Origin of the sequence: Geothrix sp. PMB-07 (assembly GCF_030758935.1) — a bacterium.
Lineage (GTDB): Bacteria > Acidobacteriota > Holophagae > Holophagales > Holophagaceae > Geothrix.
Genome location: NZ_CP132333.1, coordinates 632,295 through 649,827 on the forward strand (window position 1 = coordinate 632,295; position 17,533 = coordinate 649,827).

At 59.7% G+C, this 17,533-nt stretch carries 11 protein-coding genes; 8 read left to right on the forward strand and 3 right to left on the reverse strand.

The features are described from left to right. The first annotated feature begins 5 nt into the window (after nucleotides 1–5). The 6 genes from Q9293_RS02830 to Q9293_RS02855 all read left to right on the forward strand — a co-directional run bounded on the left by Q9293_RS02830 (nucleotide 6) and on the right by Q9293_RS02855 (nucleotide 8,831). Nucleotides 6–962, forward strand: a complete 957-nt coding sequence (locus Q9293_RS02830; protein WP_306249828.1) for a hypothetical protein — start codon at nucleotides 6–8, stop codon at nucleotides 960–962. A gap of 230 nt (nucleotides 963–1,192) precedes the next feature. After that, a complete protein-coding gene (locus Q9293_RS02835) occupies nucleotides 1,193–2,659 on the forward strand; it encodes a hypothetical protein (protein WP_306249830.1) in 1,467 nt (488 codons plus the stop codon). Further along, on the forward strand, nucleotides 2,656–3,480 hold the full coding sequence (locus tag Q9293_RS02840) for a phage BR0599 family protein (protein ID WP_306249832.1): 825 nt from the start codon (nucleotides 2,656–2,658) through the stop codon (nucleotides 3,478–3,480). Before Q9293_RS02835 ends, Q9293_RS02840 begins: the two co-directional genes overlap by 4 nt. Then, nucleotides 3,480–6,038: a phage tail protein gene (locus Q9293_RS02845; protein WP_306249834.1), complete on the forward strand. Its 2,559-nt coding sequence runs from the start codon at nucleotides 3,480–3,482 to the stop codon at nucleotides 6,036–6,038. The genes Q9293_RS02840 and Q9293_RS02845 overlap by 1 nt, the downstream gene beginning before the upstream one ends. Beyond that, a complete protein-coding gene (locus Q9293_RS02850) occupies nucleotides 6,039–7,136 on the forward strand; it encodes a hypothetical protein (RefSeq protein ID WP_306247429.1) in 1,098 nt (365 codons plus the stop codon). A gap of 252 nt (nucleotides 7,137–7,388) precedes the next feature. Next, nucleotides 7,389–8,831: a hypothetical protein gene (locus Q9293_RS02855; RefSeq protein WP_306247431.1), complete on the forward strand. Its 1,443-nt coding sequence runs from the start codon at nucleotides 7,389–7,391 to the stop codon at nucleotides 8,829–8,831. A gap of 296 nt (nucleotides 8,832–9,127) precedes the next feature. Here the strand turns inward: Q9293_RS02855 and Q9293_RS02860 are convergent, their stop codons facing one another. The 3 genes from Q9293_RS02860 to Q9293_RS02870 are packed head-to-tail and all read right to left on the reverse strand — an operon-like array spanning nucleotide 9,128 to nucleotide 13,755. Beyond that, on the reverse strand, nucleotides 9,128–9,754 hold the full coding sequence (locus Q9293_RS02860; protein ID WP_306249837.1) for a hypothetical protein: 627 nt from the start codon (nucleotides 9,752–9,754) through the stop codon (nucleotides 9,128–9,130). A gap of 16 nt (nucleotides 9,755–9,770) precedes the next feature. Further along, nucleotides 9,771–13,019 (reverse strand): TonB-dependent receptor, encoded by a 3,249-nt coding sequence (locus tag Q9293_RS02865; protein ID WP_306249839.1) that lies wholly within the window; start codon nucleotides 13,017–13,019, stop codon nucleotides 9,771–9,773. Nucleotides 13,020–13,044: 25 nt separating this feature from the next. Next, nucleotides 13,045–13,755 carry a hypothetical protein gene (locus Q9293_RS02870; RefSeq protein WP_306249840.1) on the reverse strand — a complete coding sequence of 237 codons (711 nt, stop codon included), beginning with the start codon at nucleotides 13,753–13,755 and terminating at the stop codon, nucleotides 13,045–13,047. 443 nt (nucleotides 13,756–14,198) lie between these two features. On the opposite strand from Q9293_RS02870, the gene Q9293_RS02875 reads away from it, so the two are divergent. Beyond that, nucleotides 14,199–15,107, forward strand: a complete 909-nt coding sequence (locus Q9293_RS02875; RefSeq protein WP_306249842.1) for a LysR family transcriptional regulator — start codon at nucleotides 14,199–14,201, stop codon at nucleotides 15,105–15,107. A gap of 108 nt (nucleotides 15,108–15,215) precedes the next feature. Next, nucleotides 15,216–17,513 (forward strand): GH92 family glycosyl hydrolase, encoded by a 2,298-nt coding sequence (locus Q9293_RS02880; protein WP_306249845.1) that lies wholly within the window; start codon nucleotides 15,216–15,218, stop codon nucleotides 17,511–17,513. Nucleotides 17,514–17,533: the final 20 nt, after the last annotated feature.

Genomic DNA, 17,533 nt, shown 5'->3' on the forward strand with positions numbered 1-17,533 from the left:
GAATCATGGCCTACGATCTCGGAACCGCACTAAATCCCACGGATCTGCTGGATAAGCTCCGCGCGTTTCTGGTCGCGCAAGGATGGACAGTCGATCTGTTTGCCGTCGAAGCCCCGGGCAAGCGCTTGCACATGCATAAAGGTGGCTTCTATCTCAACGCGAAGAGCGCCGATAACACTGCATCATCGATCTGGGCAGGTGGCGGTGCCTCGCAGACTCAGCAGATCGGCTTCAATCTCAGCACAGGCTTTAACTCTGGAAACGCATGGCGTGATCAGGCTGGCGTTCCAATGCGAGGAGCGAACTCGATAGGTGGATCCATCAAGCTGCCAGCAGGAGCCATCGTCAGCTACTGGATGGACTATGACGACACAACCAAGTCGCTCATCCTCTACGTCCAGAAATCTGCCGGGGTTTGGCGCTGGATGGGTTTCGGTGAATCGTTAATCAAGGCTGGAAGCTGGACCGGTGGCGCCTGGATCGCGTCTTCCTCCAGCTATGAATGGGCTGGCTATTCAGAGGGGCCTGGCCATGACAACACCCTCCCCTGCTACCCATTCGGTGCGAACAAGGACTCAGGCCTGGGCCCTCTGGTCATGGTCCGTGCAGATGTGGATTCATTCACGGGTAAATGGGTGAGCTGTTCAAACGAAGAGTTCACCGGAAGAACAGGTGATACCAACGTGGCCGGTGGTCGAGTTGTAAGCGGGCAGGTGCCAACCCTGAGCGGATTGGTAGAGCGGTCCAGGAATTCGCTCAACAGCACATCAGTGCTACTCCCTGTTCAGGTTTTCACAACTCGCGATGACGGCGGGATGAGCTTGCTTGGAACCTTGCCAAACGTCTTCATGACGAACATCACAGGCCTTGTCCCAGGGCAGGCCTACCAGCAGGGGGTGGATTGGTTTGTGCCCTTCCCGGGTGACTCTGCTACCCATGGCACCGTGATTCGCCGCGCATAACCATGGCCGTCCTTCCGTCTGTCGCACCTGTGGCCTTTGGTGGCGCCCTGGATGGGCCTAGCGTCAGCACCACCTTGGGCCAAGGCGTTGCAAGCTGGGGTGGCCCTGGGAGGGCTGGTGATGGTGGATCACTGGCCCGGGTGGTATCAGGGCCGATCACCGTAGCTCATTGGTCCCTTCCGAGTCTCGGATCTCCTTCATTCAGGGACATCCTCTATGGTCACATCCATGTGCTCCCATCCTTCTTTGCCCTTGGCAATCTGCTGGATAGCCAGCTGCGCCAGGTCGAGGTATGGAACGCACGGGATGACGCACAGGCTCTAAGTGCTATCCAGGCTCTAAACCCAGATGGGACGGAGATCTCGGGCAATGCGATGCCACCGGCATCATTTGGGCCATTGGAAAGTCGCATCTACAATGTCTCGATCAGCTCGGCCGGGAGTGCTGCGCTGAATGCGGTGTTTACATGGGTATTCCCCGCAGAACAGCCCACGCTCACAGTGACGGCTGTTCGAGTTATTGCGATGACCTTCAGCCCAGACTGGTCGGATCCACCTGAAGAGCAGCTCACCTGGAAGACGGATGTCCTGCGGGCTTACGAGGGACTGGAGCAACGCATTCAGCTGCTAGGAAAGGCGCGACGGAATCTCGCCTTCAGCTATCTGTTTGAGGATGCCAGGCAGGGCTCCATATTTCAGAGCCTTGTATGGGGCTGGCAGCATCGGGAATTCGCGGTGCCTGTATGGATGGATCAAGCATGGCTGGGCCTCGATCTGGAACCTGGCGCCGTTGTCATCCCCATGGCAACGTCCTTCCTCGACCTGGCTGCGGACCAAGCGGTGATGCTCTGGGGTGATCACGATGAATGGGAGATTGTAGAAGTTGATACGGTCACTCTTGCTTCGCTGAATCTCAAGCAACCCACAAAGAGTGCATGGCCAACTGGAACCCGTGTGGTGCCCATGCGTCTTGGGCACATGCCGAAGTCTGTTGAGTGGAAACGGGATAACGCTCTCATGGCAGGTGCGCGAGTGGAGTGGTCCCTCGACCCTACGGTCGGTATTGGTATCAATCGGCTGGCGCCGAGCGGCCTGCCTCTTTACCGGGGCTATGAGGTTCTGACTGAAGAGCCTGACTGGAGCCTGGATGTCGGAGAATCAGCCGAGCGAGATATTGATGCGATTGATTTCGGAACTGGCCTTATCGACTATGACGCTCATACGGATGCACCAGAGTTTTCCCGCCCCTTCAACTGGCTGATCAAGGGGCGTGAAGCGATTGCCCGTTTCATGGGGTTCATTGATGCGCGGCGGGGCCGCTGCATCCCCTTCTGGCTTCCGACATATTCGCGAGACATGGAGCAGTCCCAGGACGCATCGGCCTCCGACCTGTCGGTCCGCATCCGGAATGTGCTTTACAGCACCCATATAGTTCAACACCACAACCGCTGTGATCTGGCCTTCTACCCCCTTGCAGGTGCGCCAATCTTTCGGCGGATCACGGGTAGTGCACCCGGCGGAATGGACCATGAATGGATCACGCTCGATCAGTCTTTTGGGCAGGCCCGCGCTACCTCTGACTGGCGCTGCATCAGCTATCTTTCCTTCGTTCGGTTGGACCAAGACAGCCTCCGCATGGTCTGGGAGACGGACGACCTCCTACGGGCTAGTTTCCGGGTGAAGGAGGTTTTACTTTGACGTTGGCCAGCCGCGAAAACTCTGTCCATGATGGCGCCCCCGTTGAGTTCTACCTCTTCGTCAGGGGGGGCAACCGGTGGCTTTATACGAGCGATGCAGAGCCTGTCACAACTGTTGATGGCACTTTCCAGCCCGCGACCATTCGCCGCAATGCTCCGAGCCTTGGGAAGGAGGAAAAGCATTCGACCCTCCAGCTTGAGGTGGCTCGTGATTTCCCGGTTGCCATGTTGTTCCGTGGGGGCGCCCCCGGAAGTTCCATCTGGGTGTCTGTGGGGCGCCTCCATCGCGGTGAGACCGAGACGGAATGGATATGGCAGGGAAAGGTCCGAGGGGTGTCGTGGACGGGCTCGCGGACTCAGATTCAATGCGATCCGACGGACAAGGCCCTCGGCCGGGCTACGCTGCGCCTTTCCTATGGATACAGCTGCGGGCGACGGCTCTACAGCTGTGGTGTCTCGGAGGCCGAGTGGACCCGTGATGCGGTCATAACCTCCATCAGTTCGGATGGGATGACTCTGGTCGCGGATCTCTTCGGGACACAGGCGGACGGCTGGTGGGTGCGGGGAGAGGCCTACCACCTGGACCTTGACGCCCGTCAGGAGATCATCAGCCATGTTGGCAATTCAGTCGGCTTGCGATTTCCGCTGGTTGGTGCGAAGGCTGGAGATGCTCTGAAGGTCGTTCGCGGGTGCGATCACCTCTGGAAACGAGCCGATGGCTCATGGGGAGATTGTCACAGCGTCTTCAATAACGCTGCGAATTACGGCGGTGAGCCGTTTGTTGGCGATAAGAACCCCTTCAAGACTGGGCTGGACGGCTGATGCCGTGGCCAGTGATGTTCTTCCTCTGGGTCGCCTCCATGGTGGTGGGCGAGATGCTGCGCCCCAAGCCAAAGGTGGAGAACGCGAAGGCCGCTGGCACCGCCGACTTCGACTTCCCGACGGCCACTGAGGATCGGCGGAAAGCGTTCGTATTCGGAACGGTCAAGCTGGACAGTCCCAATGTGACCTGGTGGGGGGACATCGCCAATCGCCCAATCAGGCAGAAGGCCGGTAAGGGCGGCTTCATGGGTACGGGAAGCACGTTATGGCAAACGGTAGGCTATCGCTACTACGTGGGGATGAAGCTTAGCCTTTGCCTTGGGCCTGTGGAGCTGCTTGAGCTGCAGGCGGACGGCAAGACCTTCTGGACTGGCGTGAGCACTGGTGGACTGATCCATGTCAGTTCGGAAGGGCTATTCGGTGGAGAGACTGGCGGCGGTGGCTTGGCTGGAACCTTCAACTTCCTGCCCGGGACCATGTCTCAGCCCGTTGATGACTACCTTGTTGACGTGCTTGGGGCGCCCCTTCCTGCGTGGCGTGGTGTCGCTACGCTGGTGTGGCAGGGACCCAGCGCTGGTGGAGATAACGGCTACCTCGGGACCTCTCCTCGAATTCCGCCCATCAGCGCGGTTGTGCGTCGGCTCCCATCGAATCTCGGGTTTGGCTCATCGACGACGAATTTGAATGGCGATGCCAACGCCGCCGAGGTCATCTACGAGGTGCTGACCTCGCAGGAATGTGGCATGGCGCAGCCAGTTGATCTCGTGGATATCCCTAGCTTCCAGGCAGCAGCGCAGCAGCTCGCGAGCGAAGGGTTTGGGATTAGTGGTATCTGGGAGAGCGGGGATGCACGCTCCTTCATTGAGGAAATCCTGCGGACCATTGACGGCTGCAACTTTTTAGACTTCTCAACAGGGAAATGGCGGATCACGTTAGCCCGTGGCGGCTATAACGTCGCCACGCTTCCAGTGTTGGATGGCCATTCGTCCATCCAGGCGCTTGAGGGTTACAGCGAGGTCGCGCTGGACGAATCAACCAACCAGGTTCAAGTGTCCTACACGAGCCGGGCATCTAATTTCTCAACCAAACAAGTCCAGGCGCAGGCCTTCGCGAATATCCGCTATCAAGATGCGGTGGTCAATGCGAGCCTGAGCTACCCGATGATTTCCAAGGCTAGCCTGGCTGCAAAGGTGGCGGATCGGGATCTCAGGGCCTACAGCACCCCATTGGCCAAAGGTGATCTGATCTGCACCCGGGTCGCCCGCACTCTTAGGCCTGGCGACCTTTTTGTTCTGCGATGGGCCCCCCTGGGAATCGACCAGGTGGTCTGCCGCGTGTTGAAGATTTCCAGGGGTGACTTGCAGTCCTCTGGCATTCGGATCTCTTTCCTGAAGGATGTATTCAGCCTCGGGTCTGCCTTGTATGGCGCTCCGGCGTCATCTGGTTGGGTCGATCCCGGCGTTACGCCTCAACCCTGCGAGGCCCAGGCGCTGATGGAAGCGCCTTACTGGGCAGTGGGGGCATCTCGCCAGGTCTTCGCCATTGGATCGCGAGCCGACCAGGTCACTCTGGATGCAGAGATCTGGACCAATGAGGGTGCTGGGTATCTTCAGACGGGGAACCTGCCATCACTGACTCCGACCGGCTTACTCACGAGTGCATACGGATGCAAGACGGCCGCGCTTGATCCAGTTGGCTTCACCGTATCTGGTGGCTCCGACCTGGCCCAGTTGCCGGGGTTCAGCACCAATTCGGATGGTCGCGCCCGTGGCGCAAACCTAGCTTATTTCCCTGCGACTGGGGAGCTGGTGTCTTGGACCACGGCTGTAGCGAATGTTGACGGCAGTTTCACTGTGTCTGCGGTGCTTCGCGGCGTTATCGACACAGTCCCCTCAGACAACGCAGCGGGTGATCGCGTTTGGTTTTTCAGCGTCGGCGCCGCCGAGGTGCGTTCATCCGATGGCAGCGGCGGCGGTGGTGCTGTCGCAGGCCCATCAACACCTGGCATCAACGGACGCACCATCCTCTACGGGACCATCGACCCGACCTCAGATATCGGTTCGGATGGTGATAGCTACATCAACCTGACTTCTCATTTCATTTTCGGGCCAAAGGCAGGTGGGGCTTGGCCGGTCGGGACCTCTCTCGTTGGCCCGGCCGGAATGAATGGAACCAATGGCCGCCCCTCCCGAGCCTCAGCGAACTGGACGACCGGCGTGTTGGCCGCTGGGGCTGTCGAAACGCAGGACATCGACTTCGTTAAGACAGGAAAGCTCTACAAGCTCACAACCACACAGGCGGCGCGAGTCCGCCTGTATTCGACGGCTGCACGTCGCTCCACAGACGCTGCCCGGCCTTCAACCCAAAAGCTCACGGACCCTTCGGATTGTGAGCTGGATGTGGTCACTGACGCCGCCCACCTGTCCTTCGCATTGAAAGAAGCGACCTTCTCGAACCAGGATGACCCTGTCACCGGCAAGGCCTATTTGAGCGTCACGAACCTGGGCGCAAGCGCGGCGGTCGGCGTAACTGTTGTATTCACCGATTTGGAGTCTTGAATGGCAAAGGCCTTCGCATCCAATGTCTCCTTCCTTGCCAGCACGAGTCTCTCTGCAACGAATGTCGCAGTCACTGCAGCCACCAAAACCTTCACTCGGAGTGGCGGATCCTTTCTCACAGACAATTTTGTCCTTGGTCAGAATGTCAACTGGACTGGATTCAGTGCGTCAGGAAACAACGTATCCGGGCCTATTACCTCCCTGTCCTCTTCCCAAATGGTCCTTGGCGGAGCCACAACTCTGGTTGATGAAGCATCTGCGTCCGGTCGAAACTGCTACACCTATGGGGGAATTCGCGATTGGGCAGGGCGGCTTGAGGCCTTGTTGACTGCCAGTGGTTGGATCCAGACAAGTGATGCTGGGCAAACAGCCGCATCGGCGCTCGTGAATGCCACAGCGAGCGGCCAGTTACTTGGGTATCAAATCTGGAGGATGAATGATGCGCTTCAAGCCTCCGCGCCATTATTTATAAAAATAGAGTTCCTCAGCACAGGCTCGATCACGAATCCAGGAATGGCTTTCACGATTGGGACTGGATCCAGTGGTGGAGGCGTCATCACTGGTGTAATGGTTGCTCGAACCGCGCCAGTTAATATGGGCGCAGGAACTGCAGCCTTTTTCATTGGATCCGGTGACACCAATCGGCTGTGCTTTTTCCTCGCGGGGAACACCCTTTCTGCGAGCTTGCTGTTTTCAATTGAGCGCACACCTGATAGCGCGGGTGCCGACACCTCTGATGGCTTTTTATTGCTCATTCATGAGAACTCCAGCTCCAGCGCCGTATATGTGGTGAATCAGCTGATCCGCCCCAGCCTTTTGCATCAGGCTACCTCAACAGCCTTGGGTGCCTTTGCGCCGTCGGGATCCAACTGGGCCCTTGGAGGGAATATCGGTGTTTGCCCGATTCGGTTTTTCGATGGCGCGCCTTCAAATCCTTGCCGAAACCTGCTGCTCTACCTGGACTCCGACCTTGTTCGTAGGGGGACTGCGGACGTAGCTCTCTATGGGACGACACGGAAATACATGGCCATTGGGTCTGACTCAATCAGCAGTGTGGTCGCAAATGGCAGTTCCTCTCTTCTCATCCGGTATGAGTGATGTCACATGGCGATTCAAGCAAATCACCCTTCTGGAACCACCCACAACACGCGGGTGGTCAAAGTCTTCAATGCCAACGTCCCAGCTCCGAATACAGGCGGAGGGGGCGATCCTCTTCCTTCTGTGGGCCAGCTCCATCCACGTCCCATTCGCTAGGTTGATCTGATGCCCTACGCGACTGATCTACTCATAAAAACCAAGCTCCTAACTCGGACGCCTCGGGGGATTCTGCCCCTGAGTGGTGCCGTTGAAATGCAGCTCAACACCGCCTCCCGCGCCTGGAAACCGCTGCCTCCGGGCAACGTCACGCTCAACGGCGTCCCCTACGAGTCGTGGCCGTCGAATATTTCAGGGGATGCGACCCTTTCCTGGTCTCATCGAAATCGCGTCACCCAAGGGCCGGGTACGCTGCTGGTCCCTCAGGATGTGGCCGGGGCCTATGCGCTGGAGGGATCGGTCACCGTCGAAGTGCTCGTTGGCGGGGTAATGAAGCGCTCATGGCCTGGCCTGACAAGCACTTCAAAGATCTATACCGAGGCTCAGCGAAGGATAGATGATGCCGACCCTACCAAGCCTGTGCAGTTCCGCATCAAGCCAGTGAACGGGACCTTCACAGGAACGGTCCGCACTACGCCGGAATTCACAATGGTGTTGAGCCAGGCGTTCGGTGCCCCTGACGTTGACTACCCGCCGATTCACTTGCCCGCTGGCGTTGCGAATCTGAATGGCTTGGCCATGATGGACACCAACACGTTTGTGGTGGTCACGAGCCAGCGCCACGACACCCTGAACCTTATGGGCACCACCCAGCAAAGGCCTCCCTCCAGGCTGATCACTGTTACGTCTGCTGGTATTTCAAACCTCTCCGGCAGTTCTTCTCTGACAGGGTTGGTCAATGGCGATGCGGGGGCATCTCGTTTCCTGAATTCCATGTCATGCGTGGTGGATTCGTCAGGCAACTTCTTCGTAATCGATAACGACTCTGCCCTGCGACGGATCGATTCATCTGGTAATGCCACCACCTGGCTCGATCTGAGCGCCTACGCGGGCGATTTCAGCAGAGGATATGGGCACCTACAGGGTGCGATAGGGAGCCTCACCATTGATGCTTCCGACAATCTCTATGTGTTTACCAACTACACGAGGCAGATCCTCAAGATCACCCCGGCCAAGGCTATATCGATCCTTGCCGGTGGCTGGGCTGTTGGCGAAGGCAACGGCACCCTGGTCGACGGGACCGGGACCAGCGCCAGGTTTTCATTTGGCTGCCAACTGGCTGCAGATGCTGTTGGGAACCTCTTTGTCCAGGAACTGGTTGGTGGTGGTGTCTTCGATGGGACCTTGCGCTACTGCACGGCCGCTGGGGTTGTAACCACCCTCAAGGACCGCTCCGGTGAAGGAATTGGCCAGATGGCCGTCATTGGCTCTGATGTCTATTATTCGGGCTACTTTGATCGGTATTTTGGCGATGGCCATCTAGGCGTGAATAAATGCACCCCCGCTGGTGTCGTCTCCACATTGGTTCGCTGGGTCCCAACCATGGGCGCTCCTGGTGCGGTCCTTGGAATCGCACACTTGTCAAAGGATCCCGGGGGGTTCCTGGCCTTCTGTGGTTATGGCCCTACCCAGGGCAACCCACTGGTCGGAAAGATCTCCTCAGGCGGGGTTATCTCCCAGGTCTGGGCAGGCTCTTGATCGCACTACGGCTTACGCTGTGTCGCGCCAAACCAAGCGCAAATGTCGCGCCAAACCGGCCGCCGCGTTACAAGAAGCGCCGTCGACGGCTTTAAGAAGCCTCTGAACATCGCTCTCTCAGCATTCGAAGGTCGAGTGGCGGATCCTTCCTGCGCTCACGCGATGCTCGACCCTTCAAATGACCCGTGAATAAGATTCAAGCCCCGGATGGCTCCGGGGCTTGAATATCAGGTCCAAACCTTGCTTGGTCTGCAGGCAAGGCGCCAGGCACCTCTCTCCTGACGCGATGGGCTCGGTCAAAAACTGTATCTGATGCCCACCTGGATCCAGGAGGGGTTGATCCCTTGGTAACCGTAGATATCGTCCCCGCCCTTCCTAAGCCGGGCATCGGAACCGAGCTCGGTTTGTTGGAAAAGCGCCGTCAAAGCCAGTCTGGACGCGACCTGGTATTCCAGGCCGGTTCGGAATCCGAATTTCCCGAAGACCTTTTTGACCGCACCGGATGTCCCTTCCATCGCGGGATCACTGGAATCTCTGAGCGTCGAGTTCACATGCCAGTTGTTGGCCGAGATTCCAGCCACCAGGGCCCACCTGGAAGTGCTGATGGGCACGATGACATCGGCGGTGACCTGCTCCGACATGAAACTGACCTTCCGGGTGAGTGTTCCGGAAGTCTTTTCCTGGCCCGGGAAGGCATTCAGCCCCAGGCCCAGGCGGATGAAGGTGGTGGAATCTGCGACCGGCACCTGATAGGCCCCGTCGAGACAGAGGCCCATCAAGGTCCGGTTGGTGAAAGAACTCAGGCTGTCCATGGAATACGGAATGGCGGCACCCGCCTTCCAGCCAGCGGTCTGCTGGGCCTTCGCCGCACTCCCCGTCAGGAGCAGGAGCCCGGCCATCGTCATTGCGCGAAATTGAGCCATGTCGTTTCTCCTGTTCCTAGAACTTGAGGCCGATGCTGAAGCTGCCGTTGCGGGGGGCCGTCACGTAGTTCCCGCCGCCCTGCTCGTACTTGGTTCCGTAGTTCGGAACCCTCAGGAAGTAGCCACCGGCATTCAGATTCTTATCGGAGCTTATGCCGCCCTGCTGGGGGCTTCCGTTGTAGTAGGTGAGCTGGGTGATGTGGTTGAAGAGGTTGGTGACCCGCAGGAATCCGAACAGCTTCACCTTGCCCAGGAGGGGCATCTCGTAAGCGACATTGAGAGAGGCGTCGAAGAGGTCGTTGTCGTGGTAGGCACCCCGCTCTGACCAGTACTTGGTCCAACTGGTCGGCGGCGCGACCGGGGTGGGGTATTTGACGGGGTCTGCGTGATTCTGGGCCACCTGGGCGGTGTAGGCGTCGTTGACAGCCTGAGGCATGTACTGGGCGTTGGTGGCGCTCCAGTTCTGGCCGCTGACATAGCTGAAATCGATCGCGTAGCTGATCCAGCCCTTGCCGATGGGCACCACCAGAGTGGGCATGATGTGACCCGCATGGGGGACATCCCCAGGCAAGGCGCCGGCGGAAGCGAACTGATCTGAGCCGATGCCAGCCGCGTTCAGGACGCGGGACATGGTGTAGAGCTCTGAAGAACGCGTGAACGATCCGGTCTGGTTGTAGCCGCCCCAGGTCGGTGATTCCCCGGCGGTGAAGTTGCCTCGGGAACGGCCGTAGGTGTAATTCAGATGCCAGCGGAAGTAGTCGTTGACCTTGAAGTCGCCCTCGATCTCGATGCCGTTGTAGTCGCGCCAGAGATCCTTGCTGTTGAAGGCGTAGCGAACCTGGGTGTACAGGGGAGGCAATCCCGTTCCCGTGAAATCAGAGATCAGTACCCGCTCATCGTAGGCGGTGCCCCACTGCCGAGAGAAGGCGATGCAGTTCTGGTAGGTTTTGTTGACGTAGGTCATCTTCACCCAGGAGCCGTTGTCCAGTGCCCGGCGGTATTCCACCGAGTATTCGATGTTGCTCTGGGGTTTCAGGCCCGGCTGGTTGACTGTTCCCGCAACGGTGTTGGTCATGCTGATGGGGTACCGGTAGTTATCCGGATTGGTGATGGCCGCATAGTCCACGAACCGAACGCCATGCAGGGGATCCGAGGGATCACCGGCCTGAGGCTGGTTCTGGCCCGTCCATCCTAGGGTCGCGAGATGGCTTTCCGCCTTCCGGAACATCGAATTGGTGAGGTCGGCGGGGAAGGCATCCTGGTAGCGGGCGGCCGAAAGCTTGAACACGTGCTTCGCGTCTCCCTTCGGGTCGAAAGTGAAGACCACACGGGGACTCAGGCCCGTCACGGGGTCAAGGATGTCCAGGCCCGTCTTACCGTCCTTCGAGGAGGTTCGATCCACCCTCAGGCCGACCATGACATTCAGTTTCGGATTTACGGTGATCTGGTCGTTGAGCCAGAGGGAGAGGTTCGTGTTCAGGGACAGGCCGTCATCGTCATAGGCCCGCTGCATCACAGGAGCCAGACCAACGTTTCCGTTCTGGCCATTCACGTCCTTTCCGCCCGCATCCTTGCTGTAGACGATGGTGGGGAACAACCAGTCGCCGTCGTACGAGCCGCCTTTGGCGTACCAGCCACCCACATTGAACTGTGTGTGGTTCGACCCGAAATAGGATGAGGAGTAGACGTGAGTCCGGTACCACTCGGCACCCACATCGATGTCGTGCTGGAGGCCCCAGAAATCGCGATACAGTTTCATGTTCGCGTTGACACTCCTGGAGCCGAAATTCTCCGATGGGTTTCCGCGGCCTGTGCCTCCCACCAGAAGATCGACGCCATAGACATGGCTGGGATCAGGTGCGTTGTCGAAGGCATCCACATAGGCCCTGACGGGGTTGTTGCGCGGATCGCGCCCGAGTTTGCCGGAGTTCTGCTTGGTCTTGTTGCTGGAGGTGTTGCCTGTGACCTCCAGGAAGCTGGTCGACCCGAAAGTCGCGGTGTAGTTGAATCCCGCCGACTCGTGGGTCTCCTTGGAGGGGCTGCGGCCCGCCAAGAAGTAGTCGTCGCCGTCCAACTGCCCACCGTAAGTCCACTCGCCCTTGCTGCCCATGACCTGAAGCCTCTGATCCGGCGTGATGGCCCAAGACAGCTTCCCTTCGTTATACGTGTACTTGGTCGTCTGGCTGTACTGCGCCCCCGCATCCGTCTTGGGAAGGCCGTATCCCTGGATTTGCGAGGCGGCCGTCGACCGCGCCATGAGCGTGTTCGGATCAATGGCCGTGAGCCCGTCAATCAGCGGATTGCCCGTTCTCTGAACATTCATCACGGACTTGTCGAGGGTTCCGACGGTCCCGTAGGCCTGAGTGTCGGGGCGGAGCTGTGTGGCGTAGTTGAACCAGAGCTTGTCTTTGATGATAGGGCCCATGAGCGTGATGTACCACTGCCGCGAGAGCCCCTCCGACGTTCCGCTCACCTGCTGACGGTAGTCCGTCGCCCGGTACGAGGGGCGCGAGTACGTGGCGCGGATGGACCCGGCGAAATCGTTGCCGCCCGACTTGGTGACAACGTTCACTCCGCCACCCAGCGCGCGACCGAACTTGGCATTGAGAGGCGACAGAACGACAGCGATGTCCTCGACATTGTCTTCGATGAAGAAGTCGCCCGTGGTCTGGTTGTAGATGGGGTCCTTAATGTCGACGCCGTTCAGGGTGTACTGGGTGGCTTCAACCGAAGCGCCCCGGAATGAGGGCAAGCCCATCTGGGTGGGGGCAGCACCAGGAACCATGCGGAGAGCGGCGTTGATGTCGCGTCCGCCTGAGGTCTGGAGCAGTTCTTCCGAGGTGAAGGTGGAGACCACCTGGGCCTCGGTCTTGTCCACGTCCGAGCCCGCGCCGAGGACAACCACGGTGGCCGCGGCGGTGGAGATATGCTTGATGACGAGGGACTGGAACATCTGAGATCCAGGGCCCACGTGGACATTCTGGGACGAAGAACCGACGAACCCGTCGCAGGTGGCCGTGATCTTGTAATCCCCGGGCGGGAGCAGGGCCGCGTTCCATCCCCCGGCGGCATCCGTGGTGATTCGGCGGATGCCCATGAGCTGAGGAGCGGAAAGGCTCACCAGCGCATTCGCGACCGGCGCACCGGCCTCATCCTTGACCACCCCGCGCAGGATGCCATTGTTGGAGGCCTGCGCCGAGAGCGTCTGCGCCGCCAACAACATGGTCAGGGATGTGATCCCCACTGTTAGGTTGCGAAACTTCATGTGTGACCTCGCGTGCGGAATAGGGTTAGAAGCGGATGGCGTAGGCCAGTTCGAGGTGGGGCACCATGCGGGTGGCTGTGCTCACGGAATCCTTCGAGTTGTGCGTCCCCTGTCCACCGGCCGTACCGGCCACATGGACATAGGTGGCGGAGGTGTAACTGAGGCCGACCAGTTGCACTTCCAGGAACTGGTCCTTCATGACGGGGATCGAGACACCCACGTAGGGACTGACAGCCAATGCGCTCTTCTCGATCACCCCGTTATAGGCGTCACGGTAGGAACCATCCGTGCCGGAGATGTCCGCAACGTATTCCTCGCGGAACTTGGCTTTGCCCAGCTGCAGGCCGGCCCGCAAACCCAGATCGTTCCAGGGCTTCTCATAGGAGAGGCGCAGGGCCAAGGTATCCACCTGGCTCTTCCGCATGTCTACGGAATGGGCTGGATCCACCTTGATCGCTGTGACCGATCCGATGGCGGTCACATCCGCGCTGTAGAAGCCTCCGGGCTTGTAGAGGAAGCCCAGCTCTGCGCCCCAGCGACCGAGGTCGTTCTGGTAGCCGGCCTCCACGCCGAAGCCTAGGAAGTACCCCTTCAGTGCATCCTTGTGCTCCGAGGCCTGAACTGCCGTGCGCAGTTTCAGCCCGTAGAAGGGCCCCGCTTCCTGCGCCGAGGCTTGCTGGGTGGCCAGTAGAAATCCGAGGCCCAACCCGATATTACGGATGATTTTTTCATTCATGCACATCCTCCTATTGCTTGCGTTTCCCGAAGCTTGGACAGAGCTACTCCAGTCCGGCTAAGGCCAGTCGGAGTTGCCTGAATTGCCTGGGGGGTTGAAGTGATTGATTAAAGAATTAACGACTTGTTTTTATGCATTCTGCATGGGGGTTTCTGCGACCGAACCAATTATTGATCCATACCAAATAACGCGAAAATCGATGGCTTGTATTCACTCTGGAATGCTTGACAGTCTCAGTTCTGGGATGTGACAGTTCGGGGCTGATTCAAGACGGATTGGGGAGGAGGGTGAAGGAACATGGCTGAGCATCGCCGCCCCAGCTTCGGAGCATTCTGCGCGGGGGTTCCCGGCCTTGATCCATCTAATAGTCCATACCCGATAACGCGAGAAACGATGATTTATCCCCGTGGCACCATCTCAGGCAGACTCAGCTTGAGGGTGCCGTGACCCGACTGCCGGATATCGACCTGAACCTGTTGGTGGTGCTGGACACGCTGCTCAAGGAACGCAACGTCACTCAAGCGGCCATCAGCCTTGGCACCACCCAATCCACGCTCAGCAGCGCCCTGGCGCGATTGCGGAAGGTCATTGGCGACCCCCTGTTCGTGCGGGCTCCCAGAGGCATCACCCCCACGCCTCGGGCGCTGGCCATCGAGAAGCCCCTTCACGAGACCCTCGCCAAGCTGCTGGACGTGCTTCAGCCGGTGGAATTCGATCCCTCCGCCTCCAACCGCATTTTCGTTTTCGCGGCCACGGACTACCTGCAGTTTGTGATGGCGGGGCCACTGATGCGGCGCATCCAGGAGCTCGCACCCCGGGTCCAGGTCATCATCCAGCCCATCGCCCACCACTTCCCATGGGAGGAACTGGCCAATGGGGAGCTGGATTTCGTGCTGGCCGGGTATTCGCAGCCCCCGGAAGGTCTTCAGAGCCGCCTCCTCTTCAAGGACGAAGTCGTCTGCATCCTCCGGAAGGATCATCCGAGCCTTCAGCGGCCCTTCGACCAGGAGGCCTATCTCGCGCTTTCACACATCGAAGTGCAGGCCCTGGTGGGCCCGACCCTCGTGAACCAGCAGATGGCCGCGCTGGGGCTGGACCGGCACATCAGCCTGACGGTGCCCCATTTTCTCGCTGCGCCCTTCGCCGTGCTGGAGACGGACCTCTGCTTTACTCTGGCTCGCCGGATCGCCGAGCCACTGGCGGCGGCTTTCCCCCTGGCAGTGGTGCCCTATCCCTTCGAGTCACCGTCCTTCCAGGTGCGGCAGTTCTGGCATCTCCGAATGCAGGATGATCCCTCCCACCGCTGGCTGCGCGGCGTCATGGCGGGACTAACGCTTGGAGAGGAAAGCTAGGGCTGTCATCGACGAGATTGATGACCCCTATGGGGCGCCCGCACTATCTCGCTTTGCAGTTCACGCTCAGGATCACTCCATCGGCCCGCCGATCCCCGGAGTCTTCCCATGCAGATGCTTCGCGCACTCATCCTCCTGCCGGTCACAGCCCTGTTCGCCGCGCCCCCGGTACCGGCTCCCTCCGGCCTCTCGAAATACGTTCGGCCCTTCGTGGGCACCAAGGGAGAGGGAAACACCTACCCCGGCGCCCAGATGCCCTTCGGCATGGTGGCTCTCAGCCCCGACACGGACAAGAAGGAATACAACACCGCGTCGGGATACGAGTACTCGGACAAGACCATCCTCGGATTCTCCATGCTGCACCTCTCCGGCACTGGCATCCCGGACATGGGGGACATCCTGTTCCAGCCCACCGTGGGCGAAACCCGGCTTGAACCTGGCACCAAGGACCTGAAAGAGAAGGGCTACCAGAGCCGGTTCAGCCATGACCGTGAGTCTGCCTCGCCCGGGTACTACTCCGTGGTGCTGGACGACTACGGGGTGAAGGCCGAGCTCACGGCCACCGCCCGTGCCGGGATGCTGCGGTTCACCTACCCGGCCTCCAAGAACGCCCACGTGGTGCTGGATCTCAGCCATGTCCTGCTGCACAAGGTGGTCTGGTCCAATGTCCGTCAGGTGGACGGGCAGACCCTCCAGGGCATGCACCTGGTGAAGGGCTGGGCCAAGGATCGCCCCGTCTATTTCGCGGCCCGCTTCTCCAAGCCCTTTGGCGGTCTCCGCCTCTTCAGCGACAAGAAGGAACTCAAGTACGATTCCTTCAAGTCCTACCGCTACCTCAGCTCCACGTCTGGTGCCGGCGCCAACCTTCAGGCGGTGGTGGACTATGAGACGGGCAAGGACGAGCAGATCTCTGTGAAGGTGGGGATCTCGCCCCTCAGCGAAGAGGGCGCGTTGCGCAATCTCGATGCAGAAATGCCCGATTGGGCCTTTGAATCCTACGTGCAGAAGGCGCGCGATGCCTGGGACGTGGAGTTGGGCAAGTTCGAGGTGGAAGGCACCGACACCCAAAAGGCCACCTTCTACAGCGGTGTCTACCACGCCTTCATGGCCCCCAACCTCTACACAGACAGCGATGGCAGATACCGGGGCCAGGATCAGCAGGCCAAGATGGCCAAGGGCTTCCAGAACTACACCACCTTCAGTCTCTGGGACACCTACCGCGCCACCCATCCCCTCTTCACGCTGGTGCAGGCGGACCGGGACCGGGACATGATCCAATCCCTGCTGGCCGCCTACGATCAGAGTTCGGACCACCTGCTGCCCATCTGGCATTTCTGGAGCAACGAGACCTGGTGCATGCCCGGCTATCATGCCGTGCCGGTGATCGTCGATGCCTGGGCCAAGGGCATGACCGGCATCGACTGGGAGAAGGCTTTGGAAGCCTGCGTGGCCAGTGCCTCCCACCCCACCTTCGACGGCCTGGTGGACTACGAGCGCCTGGGCTATGTGCCCTTCGATCTGGAAAACGAAAGCGTTTCGAAAACGTTGGAATACGCCTACGACGATGCCTGCATCGCCCGTCTGGCGCGGGGCCTGGGCAAGACCGCCATTGCCGAGCGGTTCGAGAAGCGCGCCCAGTCCTACCGGAACCTTTATGATCCCAGCCTGAAATTCATGCGGCCCAAGGACAGCAAGGGCCAGTGGATGACGCCCTTCAATCCCCTCGAATACAAGCACCTTGGGCCCTTCACCGAAGGCACCACCTGGCAGTACACCTGGTCCGTGGCCCAGGACGTGCCGGGGCTCATCGGCCTGATGGGCGGAAGGGAGGCCTTCACGCGCAAGCTGGATGAGGTCTTCCAGGAACACGAGAAGCGGACGGATGACGGCGTCGAGGACATCGAGGGCCGCATCGGCGAGTACTGGCACGGCAACGAGCCCAGCCACCACGTGGCCTACCTCTTTGCCGCCGCGGGCCAGCCCTGGAAGACCCAGGCCCTCGTGCGCAAGCTCATCGACACCCAGTACGGAGACCAGCCCGGCTCCCTCTGCGGCAACGATGACTGCGGCCAGATGAGCTCCTGGTACATCTTCAGCGCCATGGGCTTCTACCCTGTCTGTCCTGGCGACAACCGCTACGTGATCGGAAGCCCTGCGCTGCCGAAAATCTCCATGCACCTCAGCAACGGCAAGACCTTCACCGTGCGAGCGGAGAAGTTCTCCGCGAAAAACGTCTACGTTCAGAAGGTCACGTTGAATGGAAAGCCCTGGTCCAAGGCCTGGCTGTCCCATGCCACGCTTTGTGAAGGCGGCGAACTGGTCTTCACTCTGGGAGCCAAGCCCAACAAGGCCTGGGCCAGCAAGCCTGAGGCGGCCCCCGGGTCGATGCGTGACGTCCAGCCCTGAGCCCCTTCCCCGAGGCCTTC

Excerpts from the sequence above, each read along its gene's own strand:
- Q9293_RS02830 (WP_306249828.1), top strand. The coding sequence starts at position 6 with ATGGCCTACGATCTCGGAACCGCACTAAATCCCACGGATCTGCTGGAT.
- Q9293_RS02845 (WP_306249834.1), top strand. The coding sequence starts at position 3,480 with ATGCCGTGGCCAGTGATGTTCTTCCTCTGGGTCGCCTCCATGGTGGTG.
- Q9293_RS02850 (WP_306247429.1), top strand. The coding sequence starts at position 6,039 with ATGGCAAAGGCCTTCGCATCCAATGTCTCCTTCCTTGCCAGCACGAGT.
- Q9293_RS02855 (WP_306247431.1), top strand. The coding sequence starts at position 7,389 with ATGCAGCTCAACACCGCCTCCCGCGCCTGGAAACCGCTGCCTCCGGGC.
- Q9293_RS02860 (WP_306249837.1), bottom strand. The coding sequence starts at position 9,754 with ATGGCTCAATTTCGCGCAATGACGATGGCCGGGCTCCTGCTCCTGACG.
- Q9293_RS02865 (WP_306249839.1), bottom strand. The coding sequence starts at position 13,019 with ATGAAGTTTCGCAACCTAACAGTGGGGATCACATCCCTGACCATGTTG.
- Q9293_RS02870 (WP_306249840.1), bottom strand. The coding sequence starts at position 13,755 with ATGAATGAAAAAATCATCCGTAATATCGGGTTGGGCCTCGGATTTCTA.
- Q9293_RS02880 (WP_306249845.1), top strand. The coding sequence starts at position 15,216 with ATGCAGATGCTTCGCGCACTCATCCTCCTGCCGGTCACAGCCCTGTTC.